The following is an 18,851-nucleotide window of genomic DNA, read 5'->3' as shown; positions in this document are numbered from 1 at the left end:
GGCTTTTTATTGGGCGACCGCCTGGCAGGCTTAAGTGACTGCCGACGCCTTAGGCATTCAGTTGCTTGGCACGCTCGCAGAACGCATCAACCATGGTATTGGCAGCCTGATTGAACAGCGGCCCCAAGGTTGCGCGCACCAACGCACCGGCATAGTCGAACGACAGATCGAGGCTGATCTTGCAGGCCTTCTCGCCAAGCGGCTTGAACACCCACAAGCCATGCAGCTGGGAGAACGGCCCCTCTTCAAGGTTCATTTCGATCGACTGCCCCGGCACCAGCACATTGCGCGTGACGAAGTGCTGGCTGATGCCACCTTTGGCCACCTCCAGCCTGGCGCGCATGTGCGTGTCGCTGCTCTCGATCACCGTCGAGGCCGAGCACCAAGGCAAAAACGCCGGGTAGCTGGCCACATCGTTGACCAGGTCGTAGAGCGCCTGGGCAGGGTAAGGCAGCAGGGCGGAGCGTTGAATATGGGTAGTCATCCAGGCGTCACTTCCAAACGGGACGGCAGCGCTACATAGCGCCTCGAATACGATTCTGTTGATCAGAGCAAGGGCAGTATTGTCCGGGATTCACACAACAGGCTCAAGCGCACCTAAACCCCATAGCCGAGGACGCGGCGACTCCCTATAATGCCGCCCCTATGGCTAAGCAAAAGAAACATCCGACCGGGACCATCGCGCAAAACAAAAAGGCGCGACACGATTACTTCATCGAACACAAGTTCGAGGCCGGGCTGGTCCTGTCCGGTTGGGAAGTAAAGAGCCTGCGGGCCGGCAAGGCGCACCTGACCGACAGCTACGTGCTGCTCAAGGATGGCGAAGCCTGGCTGTTCGGCAGCCACATCACCCCGCTGACCACCGCCAGCACCCACGTCATCGCCGACCCGATCCGCACGCGCAAGCTGCTGCTGAACAAGCGCGAGCTTGAGCGCCTCGAAGCGGCCGTGGCGCAGAAGGGCTATACCTGCGTGGCGATGTCGCTGTACTGGAGCAAGCACCTGATCAAGTGCGAGATCGCACTCGGCAAGGGCAAGAAGGAATTCGACAAGCGCGACACCGTGCGCGAACGCGATTCCAACCGCGAGCTGCAGCGCACCATGCGCAACAAGGGCAAGGAAGAGTAATCCGCCTTTCGACCGCGATGCCTGCTTCGCGGGTAAACCCGCTCCCACAGGTATGGCGCTGAATTCAGATTCGGCGCCATACCTGTGGGAGCGGGTTTACCCGCGAATGCCATCACACCGGCCTACCGCCCGCTGCGCCGCTCCGCCCGCGCCACCCGCTGGGCCTCTTCCTGCGCCTCTTCCAGCACCTCCTGCACATACAGAATGTGCCGGCTGGAAACCTCCCGCGCATCCTCGGCACGCCCCTCGACAATCGCCTCGTACAACTCACGGTGCTGGCTGATCAACATGTCGCGCGTCTCGCTGCGCTGCTGGTACATACCGCCGATATTGGTCACCACGTTGCGTTTGAGCAGGTCGAACAGCCCACGGATGGTATGCAGCAACACAGCATTGTGGCTGGCCTCGGCGATCGCCAGATGGAACCGCGCATCGGCCGCGCCCTCCTCTGCCCGGTCGACTTCACCGACCCGGTTATAGCAATCCTGCAAGGCATCGAATGCCACCTTCAGCCGCTCACGGTCAGGCCCTGTGGCACGCTGCGCCGCGTAGTAAGCGCATGAAGCCTCCAGCGTGTGACGGAACTCCAACAGGTCACGCTGCGCCTCAGGGCTGCCTTCGAGCAGCTTCAGCAAAGGGTCGCTGAAGGTCGAACCCAGCGACTCAGCCACATAGTTGCCACCACCCTGGCGACTGACCAGCAACCCCTTGGCCACCAGCTTCTGGATAGCCTCGCGCAACGACGGGCGGGACACACCGAACTGCTCGGCCAGCGCGCGCTCGGCCGGCAGCCGCTGCCCCGAAGTCAGCGTGCCTTCCAGAATCATCCCTTCCAACCGATCGACGATGTCGTCGGACAGGCGCCGTTGGCGGACCTGATCAAAAACCATCTACATGCTCTCCACAAACCCCGGCGTGCGGATCCCGGGGGCGCCTATTCTGCGCCTATCCGGCCCGTGCCAACACCCATCAGCCGGCGATTTTAGCCACCCATCAGGCGCCCGCTCATCGGCATCCGACCAAAGTTTTGCACGGGACAAATTGACACACCCGCAATGTCGCTTTTAACCTAGCGACCAGCCATTGTAAATTGGTCTTACCAATTATCCAATGCCAGTGCCTTACCAACAAAAATTAAGGGGCCACCCCATATGCAAACCTGGCAACAACTCTATAGCCCGCTTGGTAGTCTTGGTCTGTCCGCACTGGCGGCGGTCATCCCTATCGTGTTCTTCTTCCTTGCCCTCGCCGTGTTCCGCCTCAAAGGCCACGTCGCCGGCAGCATCACCCTCGCGCTGTCGATCCTGGTGGCGATCTTCGCCTTCCAGATGCCTGTCGACATGGCCTTCGCCGCCGCAGGTTACGGCTTCCTCTACGGCCTCTGGCCGATTGCCTGGATCATCGTTGCCGCGGTGTTCCTCTACAAACTCACGGTCAAGAGCGGCCAGTTCGAAGTCATCCGCAGCTCGGTGCTGTCGATCACCGATGACCAGCGCCTGCAAGTGCTGCTGATCGGCTTCTGCTTCGGTGCCTTCCTCGAAGGAGCCGCCGGCTTCGGCGCCCCCGTGGCCATCACCGCCGCGCTGCTGGTGGGCCTGGGCTTCAACCCGCTGTACGCCGCCGGCCTGTGCCTGATCGCCAATACCGCTCCGGTGGCCTTCGGCGCCCTCGGCATCCCGATCATCGTTGCAGGCCAAGTGACCGGCATCGACGCCTTCCACATCGGCGCCATGACCGGCCGCCAGCTGCCGCTGCTGTCGCTGTTCGTGCCGTTCTGGCTGGTGTTCATGATGGACGGCCTGCGCGGCGTGAAGGAAACCTGGCCTGCCGCCCTGGTAGCCGGCCTGAGCTTCGCCGTCACCCAGTACTTCACCTCCAACTTCATCGGCCCAGAGCTGCCCGACATCACCTCGGCCCTGGCCAGCCTGATCGCCCTGACCCTGTTCCTCAAGGTCTGGCAGCCCAAGCGCTCGTTCAGCGAAGCCAAGGGCAGCGTCGGCGCCGCCGTGGTGCAGCCAAGCGGCAGCCAGCCGAGCCCATACAGCTTCGGCGAAATCTTCAAGGCCTGGTCGCCGTTCCTGATCCTCACCGTGCTGGTGACCATCTGGACCCTCAAGCCGTTCAAGGCTGCGTTCGCCCCGGGCGGCGCGATGTACAACTTCGTGTTCAACTTCGCCATCCCGCACCTCGACCAACTGGTGATCAAGACCGCGCCGATCGTCGCCGCGCCCACCGCCATGCCCGCGGTGTTCAAGCTCGACCCGATCTCCGCCACCGGCACCGCGATCTTCCTCTCCGCGCTGATCTCCATGGCCGTGCTGAAGATCAATTTCAAAACTGGTCTGACCACTTTCAAAGAGACCTTCTGGGAGCTGCGCTGGCCGATCCTGTCCATCGGCATGGTGCTGGCCTTCGCCTTCGTCACCAACTACTCGGGCATGTCTTCGACCATGGCCCTGGTACTGGCCGGCACCGGCGCGGCGTTCCCGTTCTTCTCGCCGTTCCTTGGCTGGCTGGGCGTGTTCCTGACTGGCTCCGACACCTCGTCCAACGCCCTGTTCAGCTCGCTGCAGGCCACCACCGCGCACCAGATCGGCGTGAACGACACCCTGCTGGTAGCTGCCAACACCAGCGGCGGCGTGACCGGCAAGATGATCTCGCCGCAGTCGATCGCCGTGGCTTGCGCCGCCACTGGCCTGGTGGGCAAGGAATCCGACCTGTTCCGCTTCACCGTCAAGCACAGCCTGTTCTTCGCCACCATCGTCGGCCTGATCACCCTGGTCCAGGCCTACTGGCTGACCGGCATGCTGGTTCATCACTAAAGTGAAAGGGGCCGGGCGCGCCACAGCGCCCGGCATCTCCTTCAACCCACGCTGCGAGAATCCATGATCATTTCCGCCTCCACCGACTATCGCGCCGCGGCCCAACGCAAGCTGCCCCCCTTCCTGTTCCACTACGCCGACGGCGGCGCCTACGCCGAACACACCCTGCGCCACAACGTGTCGGACCTGGCCAGCATCGCCCTGCGCCAGCGCGTGCTGAACAACATGTCCGAGCTCAGCCTCGAGACCAAGCTGTTCAACGAAACCCTGAGCATGCCCGTGGCCCTGGCCCCGGTCGGCCTCACCGGCATGTACGCCCGCCGCGGCGAAGTGCAGGCCGCCCGCGCCGCCGCCGCCCACGGTATCCCCTTCACCATGTCCACCGTGTCGGTGTGCCCGATCGAAGAAGTGGCCCCGGCCATCGACCGGCCCATGTGGTTCCAGCTGTACGTGCTCAAGGACCGCGGCTTCATGCGCAACGCCCTGGAGCGCGCCAAGGCCGCCGGCGTGAAAACCCTGGTGTTCACCGTCGACATGCCCGTGCCCGGCGCCCGCTACCGCGACGCCCACTCCGGCATGAGCGGCGCCAACGGCCCGCTGCGCCGTGTGCTGCAAGCCATGACCCACCCGCAATGGGCCTGGGACGTCGGCGTGATGGGCCGCCCCCACGACCTGGGCAACATCTCCGCCTACCGTGGCAACCCCACCGGCCTTGCCGACTACATCGGCTGGCTGGGCAACAACTTCGACCCGTCCATCTCCTGGAAAGACCTGGAGTGGATCCGCGAATTCTGGGACGGCCCGATGATCATCAAGGGCATCCTCGACGCCGATGACGCCCGCGACGCGGTCAAGTTCGGCGCCGACGGCATCGTCGTCTCCAACCACGGCGGCCGCCAGCTCGACGGCGTGCTGTCCAGCGCCCGCGCCCTGCCGGCCATCGCCGACGCGGTGAAGGGCGATATCAAGATCCTCGCCGACTCCGGCATCCGCAGCGGCCTCGACGTGGTGCGCATGATCGCCCTGGGCGCCGACACCGTGCTGATCGGTCGCGCCTTCCTCTATGCCCTGGCTACCCACGGCGAGGCCGGGGTGAAGAACCTGCTGGAGCTGTTCGAGAAGGAAATGCGCGTGGCCATGGTGCTGACCGGCGCCAAGTCCATCAGCGAGATCACCCGCGACTCGCTGGTCCGCGAACTGGGCGCCTGAGCGCCCGCTACCGCCTGAAAACCCGGGGCACGCCGCGCGTCAGACGCCGCGGCCCCGCGAGGAGACTGCATGAGCCTGCCCGCCGCGTTCCTGCGTGATGCCGAGCGCCTGATCCCCGCCGAACGCCGCTTCGACGACCCCACCTCGACCCTGGCCTTCGGCACCGACGCCAGCTTCTACCGGCTGATCCCCAAGCTGGTGGTACGCGTGGAGTCCGAAGACGAAGTGGTCGGCCTGCTTAAGCTGGCCCAGCGCGAGCGCGTGCCGGTCACCTTCCGCGCCGCCGGCACCAGCCTGTCTGGCCAGGCCATCAGCGACTCGGTGCTGATCGTGCTCGGCGATAGCTGGAATGGCCGCGAGATACGCGGCCAGGGCGAGCAGATCCGCCTGCAACCCGGTGTCATCGGCGCCCAGGCCAACGCCTGGCTGGCCCCTTACGGACGCAAGATCGGCCCCGACCCGGCCTCGATCAACGCCTGCAAGATCGGCGGCATCGTCGCCAACAACGCCAGCGGCATGTGCTGCGGCACCGCGCAGAACACCTACCACACCCTGGCCGGCCTGCGCCTGGTGCTGGCCGACGGCACCCGCCTGGACAGCGAAGACCCGGCCAGCGTCGCCGCCTTCGAACAAAGCCATGCCAGCCTGCTCGACGAACTCGCCCGTCTGGGCCGCGAGACCCGCGCCAACACCGAACTGGCCGACCGCATCCGCCACAAGTACCGGCTGAAAAACACGACCGGTCTGTCGCTCAACGCACTGGTGGACTACGACCAGCCGCTCGACATCCTCCAGCACCTGCTGGTCGGTTCCGAAGGCACCCTCGGCTTCATCAGCGCCGTCACCTACGACACCGTGCCCGACCACCCGCACAAGGCCAGCGCCCTGCTGGTGTTCCCCACCGTGGAAAGCTGCTGCCGCGCCGTGACCGTGCTCAAGCGCCAGCCGGTATCCGCCGTCGAACTGCTCGACCGCCGCAGCCTGCGCTCGGTGCAGGAAATGCCGGGCATGCCGGCGTGGGTCAAGGACCTCTCGGCCAACGCATGCGCCCTGCTGATCGAGTGCCGGGCCGCGAGCCAGAGCCTGCTGCACGAGCAGCTGCAACAGGTGATGGCGTCGATTGCCGACTACCCGCTGGAACAGAAGGTCGAGTTCAGCGAAAACCCAGCGGTATACAACCAGCTGTGGAAGATCCGCAAGGACACCTTCCCCGCCGTCGGCGCCGTGCGCCAGACCGGCACCACCGTGATCATCGAAGACGTCACCTTCCCCATCGAGCAACTGGCCGAGGGCGTCAACCGCCTGATCCAGCTGTTCGACAAGCACCACTACGACGAGGCGATCATTTTCGGCCACGCCCTGGAAGGCAACCTGCACTTCGTATTCACCCAGGGCTTCAACAGCGCCGAGGAAGTGGCCCGCTACCAGGCCTTCATGGACGACGTGGCGCAACTGGTGGCGGTGGAGTTCGGCGGCTCGCTCAAGGCCGAGCACGGCACCGGGCGCAACATGGCGCCCTTCGTCGAGCTGGAATGGGGCAAGGACGCCTACCAGTTGATGTGGCAACTCAAGCGCCTGCTCGACCCCAACGGCATCCTCAACCCCGACGTGGTGCTGAGCGAAGACCCGGACATCCACCTGAAGAACCTCAAGCCGCTGCCCGCCGCCGACGAGATCGTCGACAAGTGCATCGAGTGCGGCTTCTGCGAGCCGGTGTGCCCGTCCAAAGGCCTCACCCTCAGCCCCCGCCAGCGCATCGTCATGTGGCGCGATATCCAGGCGAAGAAGCGCGCCGGCGTCGACACCCGCGAGCTGCTGCACACTTACCAGTACCAAGGCATCGACACTTGCGCCGCCACCGGCCTGTGCGCCCAACGCTGCCCGGTGGGCATCAACACTGGCGAGCTGGTGAAGAAGCTGCGCGCCCAGGCTGCCGAGCACGTCAAGGCCGCCGACTGGCTGGCCGAGCACTTCCACATCACCCTGCGCGGCGCCCGCCTGACCCTGGCCGCCGCCAACGGCGCCCGCAAGTTGCTGGGCGCGCCACGCATGGCCCGCCTCAGCGCCAGCCTGAGCAAAGCCAGCAACGGCCGCCTGCCGCTGTGGACCCCAGCCATGCCGCAGCCCCTGCGCGCCATCGCGCTCAACGCACCGAGCAACGATGCCCGCCCCCGGGTGGTCTACCTGGCCGCCTGCGTCTCCCGCGTGATGGGCCCCGCCTACGCCGACCGCGAACAAAGCTCGCTGCTGGACAAGACCCGCGCCCTGCTGGAAAAGGCCGGTTACCAGGTGGTGTTCCCCGACAACGCCGACAGCCTGTGCTGCGGCCAGCCGTTCGCCTCCAAGGGCTACCCCGAGCAGGCCGAGCACAAACGCCAGGAGCTGATCACCGCCCTGCTGCACGCCAGCCGCGGCGGCCTCGATCCGATCTACTGCGACACCAGCCCCTGCACCCTGCGCCTGGTGCAGGACCTGGGCGAAACCCGGCTGGACCTGTACGACCCGGTGCGGTTCATTCGCACCCACCTGGTCAACAAGCTGGAGTTCACTCCCCAGGATGAACCGGTGGCCGTGCATGTGACCTGCAGCACCCAGCACCTGGGCGAGAGCCAGGCGCTGATCGATTTGGCGCGGCGGTGCAGCAAGAATGTGGTTGTTCCTGAAGGTATCCACTGCTGTGGGTTTGCCGGCGACAAGGGATTCACCACGCCCGAGCTCAATGCCCACTCGCTGCGTACGCTCAAGGATGCGGTGCAGTATTGCAGTGAAGGGATTTCTACCAGCCGTACCTGTGAGATTGGGCTGTCGAGCCATAGTGGGATCGACTATCACGGGTTGGTGTATCTGGTGGATCGGGTGACACGGGCGCGGGCGGTCTGATTGTTGGTGGCGATTGCGTCAAGACGGGTAGGTGCATGCCGGGATATTTGGTGAGGGCCACCAGGTGTTCGCCGATGTTTTTGCAGCGCCTATCAGATCGAGCGCCGCCCGCGCGGCGCATCGCGGCACAAGGCCGCTCCTACATCTGTTTCGGGCCAGTCTCTCCTGTGCCATTCCCTGGTCCGCCTTGTTAGTACGACGCGGTTTCAGTGTGGGCGTTGCCGCCGCCCCACATGGCTCAAGGCATGCGCCAAGGCGGGCAGCGGTACTTTCACAGGACTCATTGGCCCGAAACAGATGTAGGAGCGGCCTTGTGCCGCGATGCGCCGCGCGGGCGGCGCTCGATCTCAAGGGCACTGCAAAGCTTTCGCCTGGCACCTGGTGCCCTGACGCGGTGGCCAGCCAGCCCCTTCCAAGGCTTACCCCTAAACCCGTAAGACATTTCCGAACCTGCAACCAAATGCTTCAGCCCAGAAGGCTTGGGAACTATCCTACGCATCTGCCGGAAGTTGCTGCGTTGTCGGGGAAATCCCTCAGGGCTAACTTCACCCGGTCGCCATATTTGGTGACCGGGTGTGAGAACCCGTAGCGTAATTGTCGGCGTTCCAGTTATGGCAGCCGTGCCCGGGCAGACTTCGGTCTGGCCGAGTTTCTCTTGCGCCTCGGTTTCTCACCCCGTGCACGGCTGCCACCCTTTGTCCCGTGAGAAAGGCCTGGATGGCAGCATTCTTGAATTGCGCAGGAGTGTTAACCATGAAAAAGATCGTCCCCGACCCACCCCGTTTCTTCCCTTACCTGTCCATCTCCCCCGACCTCACCCCCGAAGCCGCCCGCGCCGAAGCCACCTCCCTGATGGCCTGCCTGCGCGAAGTCCTCGACATGTACTTCGACATCAACAGCGAAGAACAGCGCCAAACCCTGCTGAACACCTGCATCTACCTCAACCAGCTGCTCTACCCCCTGATCCGCCACGAAACAGGAGCGCAGCCATGACCGAGCCATCCAGCCACTGGACCACCTCAGGCACCACCACCTGCCTGGAGCTTTACCGCATCCAGCCCGGCATCCCCTTCCAGCATGCCTTTAGCGAACTGTCGGTATTGCTAGGCTGCATCCGCCACCTAACCTGCGAAGCCGAAATGGAAGGCGACCTGATCGCCGGCGGCACCGCCCGCATCCTCAGCGCCATGGCCAAGGCCCTGATCGACGACCTGGAGCTCGGCATGGGTCACTGACCCCAAAGCCAACGCCGCTCCCCTGTAGGAGCGGCCTTGTGCCGCGAAAGGGCTGCGCAGCAGCCCCGACAATCCATCTAGCAATACAAAAATCAGACCCAGCTTGCCCGGCGCTGCGAGCCCTTAGCCCCGGCCCTCAAACCAATTGAACCCTCACCAATCCCCGGCAGTCCACCCAACAGGCCCACCTTCCCGAGGCCTCACGAGGAGACACCCATGAAAGGTACTGCGCTATCCGCCCTGTTCGCGGCCGCCACCCTGCTGGCCTCGCCCGTATTCGCCGCCGATGACCTGTGCACCCTCAACCTGCAGAAAATCGACGACGCCATGGCCACCGCCGGCGCCACCTCCGAAGGCATGGACAAAGCCGTCACCGAACACGTCGACAAAGCCAAGGCCGCCCAGGCCTCGGGCGATACCAAGGAATGCATCGCCATCACCAGCAAGGTGCTCGAACGCCTGGAAAAAACCGAAAAAGGCGGCAACGGCTCCGGCGGCAGCGGTGCCTGAGCCCAGCGAAGGGCGGCGACAGTCGACGCCGCCCGCTCAAGGGCGTATACTCCGTCCTACGTGCCGAAAGGTACGGTCAGCTAGAGCTGAGTGTGGGGCCGATTAGGATTCGACGCCGGTAGCGAAACTCTAGGTGCATGCCGAGTTGGTAACAGAACTCGTAAATCCACTGTTGCAACTTTCTATAGTTGCCAATGACGAAAACTACGAGGGCTACGCTCTCGCTGCGTAAGCAGCTGAGCCCGCTCTCCTGGTAGCTTCGGCTCCAGCAATCATCAGGGGATGCCTGTAAACCCGAAATGATTGTCATACAGAACAGGATCGTCGTGCAGCACGTTGGGGGCGAAGCGACTAAAACTTACCCAACTCATCCAAAGCACCCTGCCCGTCGGGCGGCTGCGGATTAAATCAGTAGACACGGCTAAGCATGTAGTACCGACAGCGGAGTACTGGCGGACGGGGGTTCAAATCCCCCCGGCTCCACCAAATGATCAAAAAAAGACGTCCAAGGACGTCTTTTTTTGTGCCTGAAAGCCAGTAAATACGCGGCTTCCAGCGCTTTTGCGGTCTTTCAAGAGTTTTTGAGTTCCAGCCATTCGGGTATTCCAGGCGGTATTCCAGCTCACCCGGTGCTAATCTTTGGAATACCGAATCAGTGCTTGAGGACAATCTCATGCCTGCTCAAAACCTCCGCCTCTCCGATCGACAACTCAAGGGAGTCAAACCCGCGTCCAAGGATTACGTCCTCACGGACGGTGACGGTTTGCAGCTCCGCGTACGCAGCAACGGCTCGTTGCTGTGGAATTTCAACTACCGCGAACCGGTGACCAAGAAGCGCATCAACATTGGCTTCGGGACCTACCCCGAACTGTCGCTGGCGAATGCACGAAAGATGGCAGTCGATGCACGCGAACTGCTCGCACAGGGCATCGATCCGAAGGTGCAGCGCAACACGCTGAATGAAGCCAAGCGCGCAGAAACGGAACACACCTTCGAGAACGTGGCCACCGCTTGGTTCGAGCTCAAGAAAGACTCGGTCACCCCAGCCTACGCCGAGGACATCTGGCGGTCGCTCACGCTGCACGTGTTCCCCGATTTGAAGACGACACCACTTACGAAAATCACCGCGCCGATGGTGATCGCATTGCTTCGTCCAATCGAAGCTAAAGGCAGCCTGGAGACGGTCAAGCGTCTCAGCCAGCGGCTAAACGAGATCATGACCTACGGCGTCAACTCCGGCCTGATCTTCGCCAACCCGCTCAGTGGGATCAGGGCGGTTTTCAAGAAGCCCAAGAAAGAGAACATGGCTGCACTTCCACCCGAAGAGCTCCCGGAGCTCATGCTGGAGATCGCGAACGCCAGCATCAAACGCACCACCCGTTGCCTGATCGAATGGCAGTTGCACACGATGACTCGCCCCGCCGAGGCAGCGACTACTCGCTGGGCAGAGATCGACTTTGAAAGGCGTGTCTGGACTATCCCTGCGGAGCGGATGAAGAAGCGCCGCCCACACAGCATTCCTTTGAGTGACCACGCTGTCGCGTTGTTGGAGTCACTGAAGACTCACAGCGGCCATCGCGAATACGTCTTCCCGGCTGACAGAAACCCGCGTACTCATGCCAATAGCCAAACGGCCAACATGGCGTTGAAACGCATGGGCTTCCAGGACCGCTTGGTCAGCCACGGCATGCGCTCTATGGCCAGCACCATCTTGAATGAACATGGGTGGGACCCGGAGCTCATCGAAGTGGCACTGGCGCACGTCGACAAGGATGAGGTGCGCAGCGCCTACAACCGAGCCGACTACATTGAGCGCCGGCGCCCGATGATGGCTTGGTGGAGTGAGTACATCCAGAAAGCCGCCACCGGCAGCCTGCTCGCCTCAGCGTACGGCCAAGTCAGAGACAAGAACGTGGTGCCGATTCGCTAGTTCTGTACGGCGCAAGAACGGCAGCAGCAACAACTGAACGCTCAAGATCCGGGGCAAGCAGCCTCGCTTATCCGCTTCTCAGCAAGGGTCCTTCCAAACAGGGCTGCAAAGCCGCCCTGTTTGGAAGGACCTCAATTTGAAGAGCTAAAAGCGACCACGTTGCCCAGGATTTACCACGGAATTCCACCGGTGGATAACCGCTCTTAAAGCCCGAAGTGGCGCTGATTTTCGAACCTTGACCGGGTTGATCCACAGGCGTAGAACTGGCCGTGCAAACGCTGTCGATGACAGCAACCCAGGTGGCCCGAACCTTGAAGGTCACGCCGCTCCTGCGGTGGTTCTCCCCCCAAATGGCGATTCGCGTCCGGCAGCTCGCCCGGTCACCTCCCCGGTGATGGATGCTCTTTCACATATGGCCCTCGTGCGCCAAACAACACCTCCTACTCCGCTGCCCTGCAACAACCTATCCGCTTGGCCGAATCTTGCGCCAACCTGTGCCCGTCTCTTTCTTCTGGAAAGAGACGGGCACTTCTAACATTGCTGCAGCCCTGATCGCACATGGCTTTGCGGCATTCCCCCTCGTGACAATCGGCGCGACAAACGCCGATGTCACCAGCAACAGCGCTGTAGATGATGGTGCCGCAGACCAAGGAATGGACTGCACCTGACTGACAGTCAGGCATGCCTCGGTCATCGCATTGCTGCGTTCACCCGGCTCAGGATCTGCAGGCGCTGGTTTAGTCAGCCAGCACTGCCTCCACCTGCCCACCGGCAACGGTGTTCAGGAGACCAGATCATGAGATGCCCTTGCTCCCGGTCGTAAGGAGCCGCCAGTCCCGCGTAGTGGACACTCCCCACAGGTCGCAGGGGCCTTGATCCCTGATAACACTCAACATTCTTGGCGGGATGACGTGGGGCCAGGATCGGAGAATGGCAAGTGAGGTGATCTACATGACAATGGTGGGTAAATGCGATGGTCGCAATTTCGGCTACGACTGACAATTGAGCTAAGGGCCACAGGTGCTGAAGGACATTTTCGGCGGAAACCACTGCGGCACAGGCAAGACGCAGTGTGATCGGTGTCAGGCATTCGTGAAGTAATGCCGTTCGGGCCCAGCATCAATGATCCGAGGCACATCAATCGGAAGGGGTTGGCCGACCATGCTGTATCGCAATCTGTTGATTCAGTGCCAATGCCGCCCACAAGCCAGCTTTTTAATGCCTGAAAGCTAAGCGGAGCAAGGGTCGAACAAATAAAGTCATTCTCGACCCACACTTTGACCCACACCCAGCCTCTAGTTTAGCTGTTGCTCCATCGACTCAGCCGATACCGAGCTGCAAGGGGACGCTTACAGTGACCAGCTGTTTGACAGTGACTCCGCCTGCTTGAGGACCAACTCAACCGCATCGGCTTGCTGGTCAGGCGGGTACCTCCACTTCTGCAAGCATCTCCGCACCAAAATTCGTAGTCGCGCACGCACGCTCTCGCGCACCTGCCAGTCCACCGTGGTGCTGGATCTGAGTTTCTCCGTGATCTCGACAGCAATTTTCTTCAAGATGTCATCACCCAGCTCGCGCACTGCGCTCTCGTTGTTAGCCAGCGCATCGTAGAATGCAATCTCATCCTGACTCAAACCCAAAGCCGCCTCGCGTTCCAGCACAGCTTGGAACTCCTTGGCCATTTGAATCAGCTCCTCGATGACCTGAGCCGTCTCAACAGCACGGTTATGGTATTTGCGCAGAGTTTCCAGTAAGCGGTCGCCGTACTTCTTCTCCTGCACCACGTTGTTGCGTGCCCGAGCCTTGATTTCGTCGCGCAACAGCTTTTCCAGCAGATCCACAGCCAAATTGCGGCTTTCCATTCGGCGCACGTCTTCGAGAAACTCATCCGATAGTAGGCCTATATTGGGCTTGTCTAGTCCGGCCAACGCAAAGATATCCGCCACGCCATCGGAGACGATGGCGTTGTCCAGAATCTGTTTGAGCGCACTGTTCTTCTCTTCGTTGGAGCGCTTCTTGTCCACCGTGGTGAACTTGGTGATAGCCGCCTTGATGGCCGAGAAAAAGGCGATCTCTTTGCGCAGCGCGGCAGCCTCATCCAGCGTGCCGCACAGCGAATAGGCCTTGGCCACAGCCACCATGGTGTCGAGGAAGCGTTGCTTGCCATCCTTCAGGCCCAGCAGATGATTGGCACAGGGCACCAACAGTGCCGCCGCCCTCGTCTCGAACCCGCTGTAGTCGCAGCCGTGCATCATGCCGCGCAAGATATCCATCTTCTCCAGCAACACGGCCAGAGCCTCGGCGGCGTTGTGCGTGGGGTCGCCTTTGCCTTTGGCTTCGGTGTAGGTCTTGAGTGCAGCCTTCAACTCATTGGCGATACCGATGTAGTCCACTACCAAGCCACCCGGCTTGTTCTTGAATACTCGGTTAACCCTTGCAATGGCCTGCATCAGGTTGTGGCCCTTCATGGGCTTATCCACGTACATGGTGTGGCAGCAGGGCGCATCAAAGCCGGTCAGCCACATGTCGCGCACGATCACCAGCTTCAAAGGGTCTTTGCCATCCTTGAAGCGCTTTTCCAGCCGCTTCTTCACCTGCTTGCTGTACAGGTGGGGCTGCAGCAACTCCTTATCGGCAGCCGATCCGGTCATCACCACCTTAATAGCGCCTTTTTCCGGATCGTCGTCGTGCCAATCAGGCCGCAGGGTGACGATGGCCTTGTAAAGCTGGGCGCAGATGTCGCGGCTCATGCAGACGATCATAGCCTTGCCATCCATCGTCGCGCTGCGGATTTCGAAGTGCTCGACCAAGTCCTTGGCTACTTGCACTAGCCGCGGCTCGGCACCCACCAGTTTTTCCAGTGCAGCCCACTCGCTTTTGGTCTTCTCGCGGCTGACGATGTCCTCTTCGTCCTCCACCACCTCATCGACTTGTTCGTTCAGCGCATCGATTTCGGCCTGCCTCACATCCAACCTGGCCAGGCGGCTCTCGTAGTAGATGGGTACCGTCGCGCCATCGTCCACTGCATCTTGAATATCATAGATGCTGACGTAGTCGCCGAACACCGCGCGAGTGTCCTTGTCCTCCAGGGCTATCGGTGTGCCGGTAAAGCCGATAAAGGTGGCGTTCTTCAACGCGTCGCGCAGGTGCTTGGCATAGCCGAACACAAACTTTCCCGCCTTCTCGTCAAAGCGTCCCTTCATGCCGTACTGGCTGCGGTGAGCTTCGTCAGAGATGACCACGATGTTGGAGCGATCGGACATCAGCGGGTGCTCATCCTCCTCATCCAACAGGGCAAACTTCTGCACCGTGGTGAAGATGATACCGCCGGCCTGACGCGAGGCCAGCATTTCGCGCAGTTCATCGCGACTGCCTGCCTGCAGCGGCGTGGTCTTGAGCAAGTCTCCGGCCGCGCAGAAGGTGGCAAACAGTTGCCCGTCCAAATCATTGCGGTCCGTCACTACTACCAGCGTCGGGTTCTTCATTTCGGGCTGTTGCAGCAGCTTGCCAGCGTAGCAGGCCATGGTGATGCTCTTCCCAGAACCCTGGGTATGCCACACCACACCGGCCTTGCGCGAGCCCGGTTTTACCTCTTTACCATAAGTGGTACGTTCTTCTCGCACCTCCAGCAAGCCCTTGTCGGGCGAGCTGGCCGCAATCACCGTGGCGCGCACCGCCTCACGCACGGCGTGAAACTGGTGATAGCCTGCGATTTTCTTGATGACGGCATCGCCATCCTGCTCGAACAGCACGAAGTGACGGATGTAGTCGAGAAACAATTCGGGGGCAAAAAAGCCACGCACCACGGTTTCCAACTCCTGTTGCAGGCAGGGCCGGTCGTCTTCGTTGGCGACGGTGCGCCAGGGCAACATGCGTTCCGCGTTGGCAGTGAGCGAGCCCACGCGCGCCGTCCAGCCATCGCTGACCACTAATGCCACATTGCTGTTGAACAAATCGCCGATCTCGCCCTTGTAAGTCTGCAACTGGTTAAAGGCATCCCACACGTCAGTCTGCTCATTGGCCGGGCTCTTCAGTTCGATCACCGCCAACGGAAGGCCGTTGATGAAGGCCACTAGGTCAGGCCGTCTGGGCTGTTTGGTGCCCGTCACAGTGAACTGGTTAATCACCAGGAATTCGTTTCGCTTGGGGCTAGCAAAGTCGATCAAGTGCACCAGATCGGTTTTCTTCTCATCTCCTACCGAAAACTCCACCGCCACACCCGAGAGCAACAATCGGTGAAAGGCGCGATTGCGCACCACCATCTGCGGCTCGCTAATGGTCTGCACGACGTGCACTGCCTGTTCCAATGCCACAAGCGGAATCTGTGGGTTGATGCGCGCCAGGGCGGCCAGCAAGCGATCGCGCAGGAGTACCTGTCTATAGTCAGTGCGCTCAGGGCTAACACCCTCGGGGGCGAGGTCTGGCCCGCGCAGAAAGTGCCAGCCGGCCTCCTGAAACCAGCCAATGCACAGATCTTCGAGTTGCTGTTCGTTCATCATGGCTCAGGTCTCAGCCTCAGAGGTATTTGGCAGGGTGCTGGTCGTGCAGTAGGCCCCGCGCAGCAAATCGAGGTCTTCGAGCGACTGAATATCCATCATTTCTGAGCTTCACCCTCTGCCGACCTGGCCAAAACAACTACCTGCTCCGCTACTTGCTCACGCAACGCCTGCGGGTAGCCGAAATTTTTCAGCACCACGCGCGCCACGTTGCGCAGGCGAGCCTGCACTGCATCACGGTTTTCCCAATCCACCACCTTGTTCTTGGCGATGGACGAAGCGAGCTCTTCGGCAATCAGGGTAATTCGGCCCGGCTCCACCTGCCCTGCCCCCACAGGCTGTCTCAGCACGTCTTCGATGCTGGTAAGCGTGGTTACGGCCATTGCCGAAGGCACTACCTCTTCATTCACTTGATCCATTGCTGTCGCGTTCTGCGCAATAGTGAGTTCAAGGTGCTTGCCGCGCTGCTGCACGGCTGCGGCCATCTCGGCCTCCGTGGTGATTACATTGCAATACTCCGAGGCGCCCAGCAGGTCAGGGAACAGGCTGGCGTGGTGCACATTCATGCGCCGCAGGTGGCGCAGGCAGGCATCACGCTCCTCATTGCGGATGTAAATTTTACAGATGTAGCGGGCCAGAATGCCGGGCTGCTCCTCTTCGGATGCCGCACGCAGCTCTTCGTCCTCAAATAACTCATCGTCGGCCAGCACATTAGCGAGTTTGTTTTCGATGGTGGCGTCTGTGGGTGAAAAGGTGAACAGACCCGCCTGGTTCACTAAGCGGCCGTGGTCATCTCGGCGCGGCTCCCACAGCCGAATACCGGTTTCGCTTTCATGCCCCGCAAGAAAGCTCTTGTTGAGCACGTATACAGCGCGGTAGGGATTGGCGGCTTCTTCCTTACTATCTTCCTTGTGGAAGGCGAAGAAAAGCGCTACGTAAGGCGAGTAAGTCCAGTCCAGCAGTGGAGTCATGAGGCCGTGGTGTTGGCCAATCGACCACAACTCGTCGTCTTCATCCACCATGGCAGCATCGTTCAGGCGACCACGCACCGCACGCTTGAACCGCTCCAACTGATCCAGCGCCAAGCGTTCGGTGACTATGCCATTGGTAGTCAATCGTCCCAGCGTTGGCATCAAGCTCCAGTCAAAGCGGCGATGCCCACGAAACACTAGCTGTACACCAAGGCGGTTGAAAAAGTCGCTCTCCAGCAGATGTGTGAATTCGCGCCAAGACTCCAATCGCGTGACTGGTATGCGCCCGCTTATTTCATCAGCGATAGTCTCGAAACGCTTGAAACTGTCTTGGGCGTTCCACAGAGGAATTTTCTTAAAGTAATCACTGGACTGCGGGGCGGCGGCCTCAGCCGAAGCTTGCGCTATATTGCTCATGCTCCGTCCTCCGCCATGAGTTCAGCGATGGACAACTCGCCAGAGAGGAGTTTCGGAAGCAAAGTGTCGCGCAGGTTGGCCAGCGTTTTGTTCAAATCCGAATTCGTGCGGATGGCACTTCGCAGCGTCGAAACCGCTCTATCAAAACTCTGCAAAACAGATATATCTGGTCGAACTAATTCGAGACGATAGACATTCTCGCGATTGAGGCCAGGTACTGCAGCATCAGTGTTCATTTTTTCGAGCCCCAAAGTCTGCAAGGCATAGTAGCAATATGTGAGAGGGGACTTTATAGGTCGCACATAAAAAGTGGTATCAATAGGAAAAAACGGCTCGTCTTCCCAGTACAAACTGCCTACGGTCCCCTTCCGACCAACGATAACTGAACAATGAGAAACTAACGCAGTATCGTGATAGCCAGTAATGCCACCGGAACCATAAACAGGAACGGAGCCTTCTTTGCGGTCAGTGGATTTGAGAGCTTTACCGTAAACCAATTCAAGAAGGTTTCCGACGCGCTGTATGCTCCACCCCTTTGGAACCTCCGCCAAATCCAACTCTTCCATTTCTTCGGGAAACAGCGCAGCAGTCGCTGCGAGTTGGTCGAACTGTTCACGCGGCAGGATGCTGAGTTCAGCGTCTGGTTTTCCGCTGATGGCGCTCATAGCTGCGCGCAACGTGTCGCGCCCTTCTAGTTTGGCGGCGATCTTAGCCTTGACTGGTTCAAAGTCGATGAACCACGATTTGAAGATGGCTTGCGCCATGGCTTCGAGGGTTTGATTGATGCCGCGGTTGAGGTCGATTTTGTTGTCAAGACTACCGAGAATCCCCACTATCGCCTGCTGATATTGCGGTAAGGGGTAGCGAACTGGAATTCGGTTCAGATTACCCTGAGTCAATTTAGGCATCACAGCGCCAGTGAGATACGGCTGGATGTCTGAATTTTGCAAAAAATAGCGCAAATACTCGGTTGATACTTCACCGTTTCCGGTAATTATGTGCGCGTGATTGTTAACCCAGAACCGTCCATGAGCCATAAACGCGATAGGAGTCTGCCTGCTTCGAAGGTTTTCGCCATCCTCTCCAACTAACAGATAGCTCCCGTCGAAAAGGTAACCATCCACATAGTCTACGACGCCAGACGCACCATAGTAGGGAAACGGTCCCTTCTTGCGTTCTGACTCCTTGACTGGTCGCCTCTTGCCATCGTGGTTGTTTGTGACCTCTCCAAGAGGCTTCTCAAACCAATTCAT

The 18,851-nt window shown here is 60.6% G+C and carries 13 protein-coding genes and 1 other RNA gene; 9 read left to right on the top strand and 5 right to left on the bottom strand.

The window, feature by feature from the left end; translation table 11 throughout:
- Positions 1 to 49: 49 nt before the first annotated feature.
- Positions 50 to 484 carry a type II toxin-antitoxin system RatA family toxin gene (locus LOY51_RS03725; RefSeq protein WP_110995193.1) on the bottom strand — a complete coding sequence of 145 codons (435 nt, stop codon included), beginning with the start codon at positions 482 to 484 and terminating at the stop codon, positions 50 to 52.
- Between the two features lie 161 nt (positions 485 to 645).
- Between LOY51_RS03725 and smpB the strand changes: the two genes are divergently transcribed.
- Entirely contained in the window at positions 646 to 1,128 is a 483-nt protein-coding gene (gene smpB / locus LOY51_RS03720; RefSeq protein WP_011532120.1) for an SsrA-binding protein SmpB, read from the top strand.
- A gap of 122 nt (positions 1,129 to 1,250) precedes the next feature.
- Here the strand turns inward: smpB and LOY51_RS03715 are convergent, their stop codons facing one another.
- On the bottom strand, positions 1,251 to 2,018 hold the full coding sequence (locus LOY51_RS03715) for an FCD domain-containing protein (RefSeq protein WP_125462528.1): 768 nt from the start codon (positions 2,016 to 2,018) through the stop codon (positions 1,251 to 1,253).
- A 261-nt stretch (positions 2,019 to 2,279) separates the two neighbouring features.
- On the opposite strand from LOY51_RS03715, the gene LOY51_RS03710 reads away from it, so the two are divergent.
- The 8 genes from LOY51_RS03710 to LOY51_RS03675 all read left to right on the top strand — a co-directional run bounded on the left by LOY51_RS03710 (position 2,280) and on the right by LOY51_RS03675 (position 11,714).
- A complete protein-coding gene (locus tag LOY51_RS03710; protein ID WP_258644522.1) occupies positions 2,280 to 3,950 on the top strand; it encodes a lactate permease LctP family transporter in 1,671 nt (556 codons plus the stop codon).
- Between the two features lie 63 nt (positions 3,951 to 4,013).
- A complete protein-coding gene (lldD, locus tag LOY51_RS03705; protein WP_110995190.1) occupies positions 4,014 to 5,159 on the top strand; it encodes an FMN-dependent L-lactate dehydrogenase LldD in 1,146 nt (381 codons plus the stop codon).
- Between the two features lie 69 nt (positions 5,160 to 5,228).
- Positions 5,229 to 8,039, top strand: a complete 2,811-nt coding sequence (locus LOY51_RS03700) for an FAD-binding and (Fe-S)-binding domain-containing protein (RefSeq protein WP_258644519.1) — start codon at positions 5,229 to 5,231, stop codon at positions 8,037 to 8,039.
- A gap of 753 nt (positions 8,040 to 8,792) precedes the next feature.
- On the top strand, positions 8,793 to 9,032 hold the full coding sequence (locus LOY51_RS03695) for a hypothetical protein (protein ID WP_258644517.1): 240 nt from the start codon (positions 8,793 to 8,795) through the stop codon (positions 9,030 to 9,032).
- Positions 9,029 to 9,274, top strand: coding sequence for a DUF3077 domain-containing protein (locus tag LOY51_RS03690; protein ID WP_258644516.1), 246 nt, complete (start codon positions 9,029 to 9,031; stop codon positions 9,272 to 9,274). The genes LOY51_RS03695 and LOY51_RS03690 overlap by 4 nt, the downstream gene beginning before the upstream one ends.
- A 216-nt stretch (positions 9,275 to 9,490) precedes the next feature.
- Positions 9,491 to 9,784, top strand: coding sequence for a PA2433 domain-containing protein (locus tag LOY51_RS03685; RefSeq protein ID WP_258644514.1), 294 nt, complete (start codon positions 9,491 to 9,493; stop codon positions 9,782 to 9,784).
- Between the two features lie 94 nt (positions 9,785 to 9,878).
- Positions 9,879 to 10,270: a transfer-messenger RNA gene (gene ssrA, locus LOY51_RS03680) on the top strand.
- Positions 10,271 to 10,457: 187 nt separating this feature from the next.
- Positions 10,458 to 11,714, top strand: coding sequence for an integrase domain-containing protein (locus LOY51_RS03675; protein WP_258644513.1), 1,257 nt, complete (start codon positions 10,458 to 10,460; stop codon positions 11,712 to 11,714).
- Positions 11,715 to 13,063: 1,349 nt separating this feature from the next.
- On the opposite strand, the gene LOY51_RS03665 is transcribed toward LOY51_RS03675, so the two are convergent.
- From LOY51_RS03665 to LOY51_RS03655, 3 genes are all read right to left on the bottom strand, one after another.
- Positions 13,064 to 16,210 carry a type I restriction endonuclease subunit R gene (locus tag LOY51_RS03665; protein WP_258646603.1) on the bottom strand — a complete coding sequence of 1,049 codons (3,147 nt, stop codon included), beginning with the start codon at positions 16,208 to 16,210 and terminating at the stop codon, positions 13,064 to 13,066.
- Between the two features lie 98 nt (positions 16,211 to 16,308).
- Entirely contained in the window at positions 16,309 to 17,598 is a 1,290-nt protein-coding gene (locus tag LOY51_RS03660; RefSeq protein WP_258644511.1) for an FRG domain-containing protein, read from the bottom strand.
- Positions 17,595 to 18,851 (bottom strand): restriction endonuclease subunit S, encoded by a 1,257-nt coding sequence (locus LOY51_RS03655; protein ID WP_258644509.1) that lies wholly within the window; start codon positions 18,849 to 18,851, stop codon positions 17,595 to 17,597. The genes LOY51_RS03660 and LOY51_RS03655 overlap by 4 nt, the downstream gene beginning before the upstream one ends.

This window comes from Pseudomonas sichuanensis (genome assembly GCF_024749065.1).
GTDB classification, from domain to species: domain Bacteria; phylum Pseudomonadota; class Gammaproteobacteria; order Pseudomonadales; family Pseudomonadaceae; genus Aquipseudomonas; species Aquipseudomonas sichuanensis.
This window is presented reverse-complemented; position numbering and strand designations above follow the sequence as displayed.